The following is a 12,652-nucleotide window of genomic DNA, read 5'->3' as shown; positions in this document are numbered from 1 at the left end:
TTAAAATGTTAACGTAGGATCTCAATTTGCTAAATTCTCCCTGACCCATCCTCCTTGGGTAGCCGAGTGAGTCTGTCCGCGCTATCATAACAAACGTTAACATTTCACCAAATCATACAAGGTTATTACCACTATGGCCGTTCAAGTCGGAGATATGGCTCCTGATTTTACCTTAACTTCGCAAACGGGCGAATCAGTTAGTCTCAAGGATTTCCAGGGGAAAAAATCCGTTGTCCTTTATTTTTATCCCAAAGACGATACTCCCGGTTGTACAAAGGAAGCTTGCGCGTTTCGAGATAGTTATCAAGTCTTTAAAGAGGCAGGTGCAGAAGTAATTGGGATTAGTTCCGACACGACCCAATCCCATCAACAGTTTGTCAAAAAATACGATCTTCCCTTTATTTTATTGAGCGATACGGAAAATAAAGTCCGTCAACTTTATGGAGTTCCGGCGACCCTATGGATTCTCCCCGGTCGTGTCACCTATGTTATTGATCAAGAGGGTGTGGTGCGACATTTATTTGACTCGATGTTAGAGTTCCAGCGTCACGTTGAGGAAGCTTTAACTACCCTGAAAACCATTTCGGTTTCTTAAGCTTCAATCCCCAAGACTAGCGATCGCTTTGAGTTGATGAATATAGACAATCAAAACAGCCTCACCCACTTCCGGCAAGAGTTATCTCGAACTTTACCCCGACTTGCCTACTTAGTCCCTCAGTTTATGCTGGCTGTGGGCTTTGGCTATTTATTCAATGAGTTGCACATTCCTGTCCCATGGTTGATTGGCCCGATGATAGCTGGCATCTTTTATGCCGCATTTCACGGTAAACCCCAACCTTTACCCTCGATCTTTTTTATTGTGGGTCAAGCAATTGTGGCGATCGCAACAGCTACCGGGTTTTCCCTCCAGACTTTAGGGTTAATGAAAACCTACGCTTTTCCCCTGATGATTTGTATTGTGATTACTGGGGGAATGAGTGTCTTGAATGGCTATTTATTAGGGCGCTGGGGGAATCTTGATCGGGCGACGGGGTTCTTAAGTTGTGTTCCTGGGGCGAGTTACAGTTTAATTGCCATGGGTGAGGCAATGGGGGCAGATGCGATCGCGGTTGCCTTATTACAATATCTGCGAATTTTATTAGTTGCTGTTCTTGTTCCTACCCTTGTCGGTTACTGGTTTTCAGGGGAGGTGATGGTTCATTCTCTCGTCTCCGTCTCTACTCAAAATACACCGAGTTTACCTCTTGTTTTCAACCTTTCCCTGTTAGTCATTGGCGGCGGATTAGGCATTGTTTTAGGGGAAAAATTACGCCTGCCTTCCTCCTTATTCTTTGGGCCGTTTTTAATCAGTTTAATTCTCTTCTGGACACTGCCTTATTCTATTCAAGTACCTCCCTTGGTTTTTACCATTGGGTTATTATTTGTCGGGTTTTCCATTGGATTAAAATTTGATTGGAATAATGCCAAGAAACTGTGGAAAGCAGTTTTAATCGAAATTGTTTTAGTTCTAATTTTAATTCTTTTGTGTTTAGGAGCCGGTTATATTTTTCACCAAATTACTCAAGTTGATACCATGACGGCTATCTTGGGTTCAACACCCGGAGGTATTACCGCCATGATCGCAACCGTAATTCAACTGGGTGGAGACGCTGGAATAGTCTTAGCGATGCAAATGACTCGAATGTTATTAATATTATTAATTAGCCCTTGGTTTGGCAATCTATTGATTAAAAATCCGAAACCCATTTAACGAGAATTATATAAGTATTTTAAATATTTATAGCTATATAATTTTATTTTTCAAAATAATGTCAGCAAATTCCAATATTTTATTGAAAATAATTATCAAATGGTTGACGAGATTATAGCGGTTCTGGTACAATCAGGAAAACACCGCCCAAGGGATTATTGTGTCTATTGCCCAAAATTAAGTCTGAAACCCTTATACTTTCGTAAAATCTTTTGAGTTTCACCCCAAATTGTGACTCTGCGATGCTCGAATTTTAGACAAAAACGATCACCCCAAAAATAGGGGGATTGACAAAATGCACAATTTATGCAGGCATCCCTAAAATCCCTCCTTTCGTAAAAATTTGTGTCTGAATTACTACAACAAACAGAATTCTACTTAAAACAACAAGTTTCACCCTATGCCAATCAAATTGATGGGTGTTCAAAATCCCTACATCAAGCCTTAAATGGATTAGGAGAATTAGGAATTTTAGGATTAAGAATTCCCCAACGTTGGGGAGGGCCACAACTCGATGCAGAAACCTTTTTTAAATTCCAAGAATTAATCGCCCGTTATTCAGGAGCGTTAGCGTTTTTACAAACCCAACATCAAAGTGCTGCTGGGATGTTAATTCAAAGTTCTAATGCTCAATTACAAGCAGAATATTTACCCCGCATGAGTCATGGAATAGCTAAAATAGGAGTCGGGTTTTCCCACTTAAGACGATTAGGAAATCCTTCAATAACTGCTATTCCGGTAACGGGAGGCTATCAACTCAATGGTATTGTTCCTTGGGTAACGGGATGGGGAATTTTTGAAGAATTTATAGTCGCAGCCACCTTACCGGATGGTCAATCTGTTTGGGGGTTAGTCCCCTTTTCAGAACAAAAAATAGGAGAAAGTAAAATAGCATTAAGTTTTCCCATGTTACTCTGTGCTATGACTTCTACTAATACGGTAACAGCCACCTTGACCCAATGGTTTTTACCTCAAGAAAAAGTTATTTCTATTCATCCTGTTGGTTGGATACAAAATAACGATAAAACCAAAGTTTTACACGCTAGTTTTTTAGCGTTCGGTTGTGCGAGAGCCGGATTAGATATTGTGGAAACTGCCTTTTACAAAACCGAACTTTCTTTTATTCAAGAAGCTTTTAATGCCTTAAATCAAGAACTGAATCAATGTCGCTCTCAAATCTTTTGGGTTCAAAACAATCCCCAAACTTTGAAGAATTCCGAAAAATATAAACTGCGCGCCTGGGCGATAGAATTAGCCATGCGTTGTGCCCATGCTGCGGTCACGGTCTCCAGTGGTGCGGCAAATTTAAACAGCCATTCCGCCCAGAGAATCTATCGAGAAGCGTTAGTTTTTACGGTTTCAGGTCAAACAACCGAATTAATGGTTGCTACATTAGAACGAATTAAGAACTGTAGAGAAATAGACTGAGATGAATCTTTCTAAATAGTTGTGATATAATGCTGTAAAAATCATTAATCAATAGATTAATTGAAATCCATGTCACCTCCTCAAGAACCTCTCCCCTTTGGAGTGATATTACCACCCACCCAAGATGAACTTCCTTTTGACGATGGAGTCCCCATGGAAACCCAGCGCCATAAACTGCAAATGGATTTACTGATTGATCAGTTAATTCCTTGGTTAGAACAACGGGAAGAGGGTTATGTGGGTGGGAATATGTTCCTCTATTTTAGTTTAGCCCAAGTGCGGAACCAAGACTTCAAAGGCCCGGATTTTTTTGCAGTATTAGGTGTTCCCAAAAAAGAACGAAAAAGCTGGGTTGTTTGGGAAGAAGGAAAAGCCCCGGATGTGATTATTGAACTATTATCACCCAGTACCGCGACTGAAGATAAAACCAAGAAAAAACTCATCTATCAAAATCAAGTTCGAGTTCCTGAATATTTCTGGTTTGATCCTTTTAATCCTGATGACTGGGCTGGCTTTACCTTAATTAATGGTAGTTATGAACCCATCTTTCCTGATCAATTCAATCAGCTATTTAGTCAACAATTAGACTTATCATTACTGCGATGGTCAGGTGTTTACAAGACAGTTGAAACAGTATGGTTAAGATGGGCAACTTCCGAGGGTGAAATTCTGCCTACAGTTGATGAATTATCTGCACAAAAAGCCCAGGAAGCTCAACGCCAAGCTCAAGAAGCTCAACAACGTTCCCAAGAGTTAGAAATTTTACTCAACCGCTACCGTCAACAATTCGGTGAATTACCCGAATCCGGTTCTGATCACTTTTGAGAACAAACAGGGTATTCTGAAAATAGGTGATTAAAGTTAGCTGATTAAGAAACCGAGGAAGGTATTAACAATGAATCCCGCCGAAAAGCAATCTTTAGAAAGGCAATATGGGACACAGCGGATGCGCCGACTGGAACGCTCGAAGAAGATACAAAAAATTGTGCTTCTTCTATCAATGGTGTCTTTTTTGGGAACCAGTATCTTTGGGTTAGGAAAAGTTTTTAAAGGTATTTTTGATCCCCAACCCCAACCTACTCAACCCACAGAAGAACAATCAGCAATCACTTTATTAACGAAACAAGAAAAAGGCTATGAAACTGTACTCAAACGAGAACCTAATAACCCAACAGCGTTGGAAGGGTTACTCAAGGTTCGACTAGAACAAAATAATATTCAAGGTGCTATTGAACCGTTAGAAAAATTAGTAAAATTATATCCTGAGCGTCAAGATTATCAACAGTTATTAGCTCAATTAAAACCAGCCAATCAAAAATAAATCCAGTAAGGATTATTTTACAGCCGTTATGATCGTTAATACTGTAACATCTCGATGGGTTGATTTGGAACTTTTAGAAAATTTAGAAACCTACTTTAAGCAACGGGGTTTAGCAAAATGAAAATGTGCTTTATAAACACATATTAGCCAGTTAATTAATTGCGGTAACTGGTTACGGATATTCAAAATAAAAAATATAGTTGATGTAGATTTGGAGGATTAAATAATGTTTGATCAAAATTCAAGTTTAAATTCTATAATCTTTCCTGAAATTAAAAACGATGAGTTTTATGATTATATTCAAAAAATTGCTCAGGAAGAAAATCTAAAATTTATTTTAGAGATCGGTTCATCATCAGGCGAAGGTAGTACAGAAGCTTTTGTCACAGGAATTCGGAATAATCCAAACCGACCCAATTTATTTTGTATGGAAGTTTCTCAAATACGGTTTGAGCAATTAAAAAAGAGATATGAAAAAGACGAGTTTGTTAAATGTTATAATGTCTCCTCTGTTTCTTTAGAAAAATTTCCTGATGAAACCGAGGTTATTAATTTTTATAATCAACAAGAAACTGGATTAAATTATTATCCTGTAGAGCAAGTTTTGGACTGGCTTAAACAAGATATTGAATATGTTCAAGCGTCTCAGGTTGAAACTAATGGGATAGAAAAAATAAAACAAGAATATAATATAGATTATTTTGATATTGTTTTGATCGATGGTTCGGAATTTACAGGAACCAGTGAGTTGAGAGAAGTATACGGTGCAAAAATTATTTTATTAGATGATATTAACACTTTTAAAAACTATAATAACTATCATCAACTCATAGATGATCCTCAATATACTCTTGTTGCTAAGAATCATAATCTTCGCAATGGATATGCTATTTTCAGAAAAAAAATGTTTTCTTTTGAAACTGAAAAATCCGAACAATTACTGATCCAAAAAATAGTCAATTCAGGAATGACTGTTTTTGATGTCGGAGCTAATCTTGGAGATTATTCTATATTATGCAGTCAACGGGTAGGCAATTCAGGAAAAGTATATTCCTTTGAACCAACTTCTAACACCTTTCAAAATTTAGTAAGGCGATTAGAAGAAAATAAATGTCATAATGTTTATGCTCATCAAAAAGTTGTCTTTTCAGCTAATCAATCGATTGAATTTAATGAATTTCCCGATGAATATTCTGTATGGAATAGCATTGGTATTCCTCGAATGCCTGACCCTAATAACAGTAGAGAATATGTTCCTATTGTTAGAACAGAAGTTTTAGAAGCCATTACTCTTGACTCATTTTGCCAAAAAAATAACATCCAACTCATAGATTATTTAAAAATTGATGTAGAAGGTGCAGAAAGTGATGTTCTGCTAGGTGCTAATGATTTATTGAGAAATCAATCTATTCGATTTATCCAATTTGAAATTTCTCAAAAAATGCTAGAAGGATTAAACCGTAATGCTCAAACTGTGTTTGATCTGTTAATTGAAAACGCCTATGAGTGTCATCGCATTCAAGGAAACGGAGAAATCGGTGAGCAGGTTACGGGTTCTAACTCTTTCTATGAAAATTATATTGCTTTTCCACAACTACCGATTCATTTCTTTACTATTGTTTTAAATGGTGAACCGTTTATTCAGTATCATATTGATATTTTTAACCAGTTAAATTTTAAATGGCACTGGCATATTATTGAAGGAGTTGCTGACTTAAAACATGATACTTCTTGGAGCTTAAAACTGGGAGGTAAACTAACAGATCAGTTTCATAAACAGGGACGAAGTAAAGATGGAACGTCAGAGTATTTAGATAAACTGGCTCAACAATATCCAGACAATATTACAATTTACCGCAAACCAGAAGGTATTTTTTGGGATGGGAAAAAAGAAATGGTAAATGCTCCTCTCCCTAATATCCAAGAAGAATGTTTATTATGGCAAATTGATGTCGATGAACTCTGGACAGTAGAACAAATCCATACCGCGCGTCAAACCTTTGTTAATCATCCTGAAAAAACCGCAGCGTTTTACTGGTGTTGGTATTTTGTGGGAGAAAATTTACTGATCAGCACTCGTAATTGCTATACACAAAATCCTCAACAAGATTGGTTAAGAACTTGGCGATTTAAACCGGGCATGGTTTGGGCTGCCCATGAACCGCCGATTTTAGTAGAAACTTTACCCGATGGTCAACAGCAAAATGTAGCAGCCGTTAATCCTTTTTTACATCATGAAACTGAACAAAAAGGCTTAGTCTTTCAACATTTTGCCTATATTATGCCAGAACAATTGCAATTTAAAGAAGAATATTATGGCTATCAAAATGCACTAGCACAATGGCAGAATTTACAATCCGCCACTCAATTTCCTGTATTTCTGCGGGAGTATTTTGCTTGGGTACAAGATCAAACTCAAGTCAATACTGCAACAGCCTATGGTATAACTCCGATTGTTTATCGAGACCGTCAGACAGAAACTTGGAAATTTCGGAAGCTTGAAGGTTCAAAAACTTTACCTTCACATTACGAACAATTATCACCTAAAATCTTGATTGATGGTGTGTTTTTCCAAATGTATAATACCGGAATTGCAAGGGTTTGGCGTTCCTTATTTGAGGAATGGGCCAATAACGGTTTTGGTCGTCATCTCGTAATTTTAGATCGCAACGGAACTATCCCCAAAATACCTGGGCTTTGGTATCGGACAATCCCTGCTTATGACTATGCAAACACCGCTAATGATCGGCAAATTCTTCAGCAGGTTTGTGATGAAGAAGGAGCAGATTTATTTATCTCAACTTACTACACGACTCCCATTTCAACCCCCTCAGTATTTATGGCTTATGACATGATTCCTGAAGTTTTGGGTGGAAATCTTAACGAGCCGATGTGGCGAGAAAAACATCATGGCATCCGTCATGGGTCAGCTTATATAGCGATTTCAGAAAATACAGCAACTGATTTGGTCAAATATTTTCCAGAGATTAATGCACCTGTAACTGTTGCTCACTGCGGTATTTCAAGTGTTTTTTCTCCAGCAACAGCCGAAGAAATTCATCAATTTAAAATTAAGTATGGAATTCAAAAACCTTACTTTCTCTTAGTCGGAGCAGGCAGTAACTATAAAAATGCCATTTTATTTTTTCAAGCTTTTTCCCAACTCCAAAGTAAACAAGGCTTTGACATTGTGACAACAGGTAGTGGCTATCTACTGGCTGAACAGTACCGAGCTTTTACTTCAGGTTGTGTTGTTCATCCCCTACAACTCTCCGATGATGAACTCAGACTCGCTTATTCAGGAGCAACGGCACTGGTTTACCCCTCCAAATACGAAGGGTTTGGAATGCCTGTAGCAGAAGCTTTAGCTTGCGGTTGTCCAGTAATTACTTGTCCCAATGCTTCACTTCCAGAAGTTGCTGGAGAAGCTGCAATTTACGTCAATGACGATGATATTAATGAACTCGCTAATGCTCTTTGTGAGGTGCAAAAACCCCAAGTTCGTCAGAAATTAATTCAGGCTGGGCTACAACAATCGAAAAAGTTTTCATGGTCAAATATGGGGAATGTTGTTAGTCAGGCGTTAATCAATGCAACGTTGCTGCGTTTACCCTTAAAAACAACAAATCTTATTATTTTTCCAGATTGGAATCAGCCCGAAGAAATACTATATGCTGAATTAGCAGATGTGATTCGAGAAATTGCCTCTCATCCGAACAAGCATCAGATTACATTACTGATTGATCATCACCCTCTAACAGATGAAGAGGCGAATTTAACCTTATCTAGTGTGATTATGAATCTACTGATGGAAGAAAATGTAGAGCTTGATGAAAGTTTAACTATTGCTTTCATCGGGAACATCAGTTCAGCCCAGTGGTCAGCTTTACATTCTCGTCTGCAAGGTCGAATTATCTTAGAACATGAAAATCAAGAAGCCTTGCTCCAAGTTCAGGGAGAAAAGCTCAGTTCTTATTCTTTAACCCAAGTCAGAAATTTATCCTTGCCATTGAAAACTGATGATTGATCATAATCAACCTTAAAATTTATTCATCAATGAGGAGTTTTCTGATGAACATTAATCAACACTTGATTTTAAAGCGACCTGTATTTTTTTACCTTTATGAAGACAGCTTTTCCCATTTAAGTATTTGTTTGGCAGAAGGCTTTAAAGAACTAGGAGTACCTTTTTATTCTAATATTAATTATTGGAAGCTTTCTGAGCATCCTGATGAATATTTATTTGAGCATAACCCTGAGATCACTCCTGATGACTGCTCTATTGTTGTCTTAGACACAAAATGGCTACATAGTAAAGGTGATTTTCCTGAAAACTTTTTTCACCCAGGTAGACAATACATAACAGTTTACCTAGATGAGATGGATGGTTTAACCATTTGGAATCCACCATTAGAACAGTTTGACCTACGATTTAGAACTCACTATAATAAAAGGTCAAAACATCCTGAAAACTGCGTTTCTTGGGTTTTTGGTTTGTCAAACCGCATCATTGAACAAACTCAAGACTACCCTCAATTTCAAGAACGACAGTCTTCTATCATCTTTAACTTTAGAGTAGAGCAAGATCAGATAATAACAACGAGAAGTTGGTTCAAATTTGAAGCTGGGTTTTCATTTTTAAATAGCGGATTATTGGTCTTTGAAAATCCCGTCCGACGGATCTCAAAACAACAGATTATTCCTCTCTTTCAACGAGTTCTTAATATTGATGATCGAATAGATCAATTTGATCAACCGCCTTCTGATAGCTACCATGCCTTGCAGTGGGAACAAACAGGAAAAAGGCATCATCCTCAATATTACAAGCGATTAAAAGAATCAGTGGCTTGTGCTGGTTTTGCAGGCTGTGTTATTCCCTATAATAACTCAGGAGAATTCTTAGTAGAATGGTGGGATAGTTGGAGATTTTGGGAATCTTTAGCTGCTGGATGTGTTACTTTCCATGTAGACTTTGATAAATATGGTATTGATCTGCCTGTTATCCCCGAAAATTGGCGACATTATATTGGGATTGATTTAGAACATCCACAAGACACGATTGATCGAATTATCAGTGAACCCAATATTTTAGAGCAAATTTCTACTGAAGGACGCCAGTGGGCTATCAATCATTACAGCCCAGTTCCGACAGCATTACGATTTTTAGAAACGATTTCTGCATATCAAAACGCCAAAAATGGTTTTTTTGAAACGTCTCAGCAGTCCTTAGAGCAAACGATTAATTTACCTTTAAGGAAAATTAATCTTGTTATTTTCCCCGATTGGTCTCTACCTGAACGCTCTTTAAGTTTAGAGCTAAAACAGATACTTCAAACCCTCGCCAATCACCCGGATGCTCTGGACATCACATTATTACTGGATAATCGAAATAAAACGGATGAAGAAGCTAATTTAATTTTATCGAGTGTGGTGATGGATCTTTTAATGGAGGGGGAAGTTTCTCTTGGATCGGAACACTTAGAAATTACGTTGATTGGTCAAGGAAATTCTAACCAATGGTCAGTTTTACTTCCTAGACTTTTGGGTCGGATTCAATTAGAAAATGAAGACCAAACAGCGATCGCAGAAAGTAAAGCTGACCAACTCCCCTGCTATTCCCTGGATTGTTTAAACTGGTAATTTTAGATTAATGAATAGATCTAAGTATAGCAGGGTTTTTGTCAACTAATGGCTGTCTAAATATCGTTGCCACATTTGTTCATAAGCTTTTTCCATTTCAACTGTAAATTGTTTAGCATTCCACAAAGGTGCAGTTTGCCGATTTTTTTTCAATTTCCACGAAATATGTTGGCGTAAATGTTCATCAGTTCCTAACTTAATACCCCAATCTAGATATTCTTGATCTGTCCAGGCAATCCCTTCGGTAATCCCGGCATTGATCATCATTCCGTAGCTATTGCGACTCGAAAACTGTTCACCCACTCGTGCAACTAAAGGAATTCCCATCCACAATGTTTCCATTGTTGTTGTTGCACCATTATAATGATAAGTATCCAAGACAACATCTACAATGCCTAAATTAGCACGATGGATTTCTTCTGTTGCCACTCCGGGTAAAAATCGCAAGCGATCTGGATTCACACCTTCCTGTTCTGCAATATCAATGAAGAATCTGTTTAATGATTCCTCAGAACCCCAACCTTTAATAATAAAGTAGCTATTGGGTACTTCCTTGATAATTTTCATGTGTAAATGCGCGGTTTGAGGATTATGTTTAAATCCCCGTTGACCACTATAAAAAACCACTGCATCCGTTGGAATATTTAATTGATCCCGTCTCAGAGTAGGAACCCCTACATCAAATCCATCAATAGCAATATAGGTTTGAGGAAGACGCCAAATTGTTTCTTGATAGTATTCCTGTGCAGACTTTGGTAAAACATAAGGATCAGCAATAAAATAATCTATAGCAGGAACTCCTGATGCGTCCCAACCCAACCAAGTCACTTGAATGGGAGCAGGCTTGAGAGACATAAATCCACACGTGCTATTCAAGGTGATACTATCAAGATCAACTAAAATATCAATCTCATCTTCATAGATTTGTTCTGCAACTTCTAAACCTCCTAGTCCTACTTTATAAGCTTTTGAAACTTGATTAATGTACCAACCTTCTAAGGAATCCGATGTTTCTTTAGGGCCAATAATATAAGCATAAAGCTCAAAATTTTCTCGATTATGATATTGAAATAATCCTCGTGCTAACCAGCCAACCGAATGTTTTCTTAAGCAATGGGAAATATATCCAATTTTTAGCTTTTTAGATGAGTGTTGTCGAGAAGTTGATCTGGCTCGCTGGCGATATCGCTCCACTTCTTCAGCGCAGTCAATTTCAATATTAGTTTGGCAGAATCGTGACAAACGGTTACGAAGCTGGGCATTTTCTTGGGGCTTATCCTGAATATAATTGAAAAAGAATGTTGCATTATATAAACGAAGAATGTGAGCACCTGAACCCAGATTAGTTGGATATTCTTCGAGTAACTTTTCAATGAGATGTTTATGCTCTTTAATTCTTGATTCTGCTTCCTCCCAATAGCCACCTGCACTCATTAAGCCTCGTAAAATCATGTGATTATCAAAGATTTTTTCTGGCAAGTGCGTAACTAAAGAATAAGCTAATTTAGCGGATTCAATTGCTTTAGTATGTTCACTAATCTCTGCATAGAATGAAGAAATAGCTCGTAAAAGTTCAGGTTCTAAGGGAGCAATGCGTAATCCTAACTCAATAAACTTAATTGCCCATCTTTGTTGACCCCTAAGATAGGCTGTGTCATAAACAAATTTGAGCAAAATCGGAATTAAATCATTGGGGTTGGGGATATGGGCTAAACAAGCCTCAGTCAATGTTAATGTTGCCGGATGTAGAGGAATATAATCGAGAATTTTAGGCAATAGTTCAAGTAACTGCTGAGTATCTACTTCACTCGCTGGTTCTTCATTTAAAAGATCAATCAACCCTAAAGAAGTTAGTTCTTCGCCAACATCCATCTTCAAATGGATCGAAAGTTCAATCACATGAAAGAGATTGATAATATCGGAAGGGTTAAGCTCTCGAATATGTTGCCGAATTGCCCAAGCTACAGAATAGTCCTCTAAGGTTTCTCTTCGTTGCGCTTCATTCTCTAAAACTTGATTTAATTCAACTGTCCAAATTTCTATATCTTCTGCTTCTCCATCTCCCATCCCGATCAGCCAAGTTGTTTGAGCTTCGGTTTCTTGTCCCTGTAACAGAAAAACTAAACCTAGATACCAATAGTTAGTTTTTATTTGAGGTTCTGTAGTAATCTTCTGTTCATAGAAATTAGCCGCTTTACTATAATCTCCCTTGACCAGAGATTCATAGCCTAAATTGTTAACCCTGAAACTTTCCACGTTGCACTCTTCTAACATAAGCCCATTGTAATGCGAAAATTTCAAAAAGATCGAGGAACAAAATAGGTAGCGCCAAAAACGCTACCTAATCTGAATTGACTAATATAATGGTACTAGACACCAATTTTCAAACCATGTTAGAGTTTTCACTACTTAACAAATGTCCAGTTCGTACCATCACAAAGTGATACACTACCAAAGGCAGTAATATCGGTTGTTTTACTTTCACACAAGACCGTGCTAGTGGTTTGAGCTTC

8 protein-coding genes are annotated in these 12,652 nt (G+C 37.7%); 7 read left to right on the top strand and 1 reads right to left on the bottom strand.

The features are described 5' to 3' along the window. Positions 1-133: 133 nt before the first annotated feature. From ACKPEB_RS13485 to ACKPEB_RS13455, 7 genes are all read left to right on the top strand, one after another. Positions 134-595 carry a peroxiredoxin gene (locus ACKPEB_RS13485; protein WP_408965444.1) on the top strand — a complete coding sequence of 154 codons (462 nt, stop codon included), beginning with the start codon at positions 134-136 and terminating at the stop codon, positions 593-595. Positions 596-631: 36 nt separating this feature from the next. Beyond that, the gene (locus tag ACKPEB_RS13480) at positions 632-1,750 is read left to right on the top strand and encodes an AbrB family transcriptional regulator (protein WP_408965443.1); all 1,119 of its coding nucleotides are present in this window, start codon (positions 632-634) and stop codon (positions 1,748-1,750) included. 345 nt (positions 1,751-2,095) lie between these two features. Beyond that, positions 2,096-3,178 (top strand): acyl-CoA dehydrogenase family protein, encoded by a 1,083-nt coding sequence (locus ACKPEB_RS13475; RefSeq protein WP_408965442.1) that lies wholly within the window; start codon positions 2,096-2,098, stop codon positions 3,176-3,178. A gap of 69 nt (positions 3,179-3,247) precedes the next feature. Continuing rightward, positions 3,248-4,003 carry a Uma2 family endonuclease gene (locus ACKPEB_RS13470; RefSeq protein ID WP_408965441.1) on the top strand — a complete coding sequence of 252 codons (756 nt, stop codon included), beginning with the start codon at positions 3,248-3,250 and terminating at the stop codon, positions 4,001-4,003. 70 nt (positions 4,004-4,073) lie between these two features. Further along, positions 4,074-4,499: a tetratricopeptide repeat protein gene (locus ACKPEB_RS13465; RefSeq protein ID WP_408965440.1), complete on the top strand. Its 426-nt coding sequence runs from the start codon at positions 4,074-4,076 to the stop codon at positions 4,497-4,499. A 226-nt stretch (positions 4,500-4,725) separates the two neighbouring features. Then, positions 4,726-8,526: an FkbM family methyltransferase gene (locus ACKPEB_RS13460; RefSeq protein WP_408965439.1), complete on the top strand. Its 3,801-nt coding sequence runs from the start codon at positions 4,726-4,728 to the stop codon at positions 8,524-8,526. Between the two features lie 44 nt (positions 8,527-8,570). Then, positions 8,571-10,139, top strand: a complete 1,569-nt coding sequence (locus ACKPEB_RS13455) for a hypothetical protein (protein WP_408965438.1) — start codon at positions 8,571-8,573, stop codon at positions 10,137-10,139. A 45-nt stretch (positions 10,140-10,184) separates the two neighbouring features. On the opposite strand, the gene ACKPEB_RS13450 is transcribed toward ACKPEB_RS13455, so the two are convergent. Next, entirely contained in the window at positions 10,185-12,395 is a 2,211-nt protein-coding gene (locus ACKPEB_RS13450; RefSeq protein WP_408967602.1) for an O-linked N-acetylglucosamine transferase, SPINDLY family protein, read from the bottom strand. Positions 12,396-12,652: the final 257 nt, after the last annotated feature.

Source organism: Planktothrix sp., assembly GCF_046067725.1.
Lineage (GTDB): Bacteria > Cyanobacteriota > Cyanobacteriia > Cyanobacteriales > Microcoleaceae > Planktothrix.
Note: the sequence above shows the minus strand (reverse complement) of the source record. Positions and strands in the feature narration are given on the sequence as shown.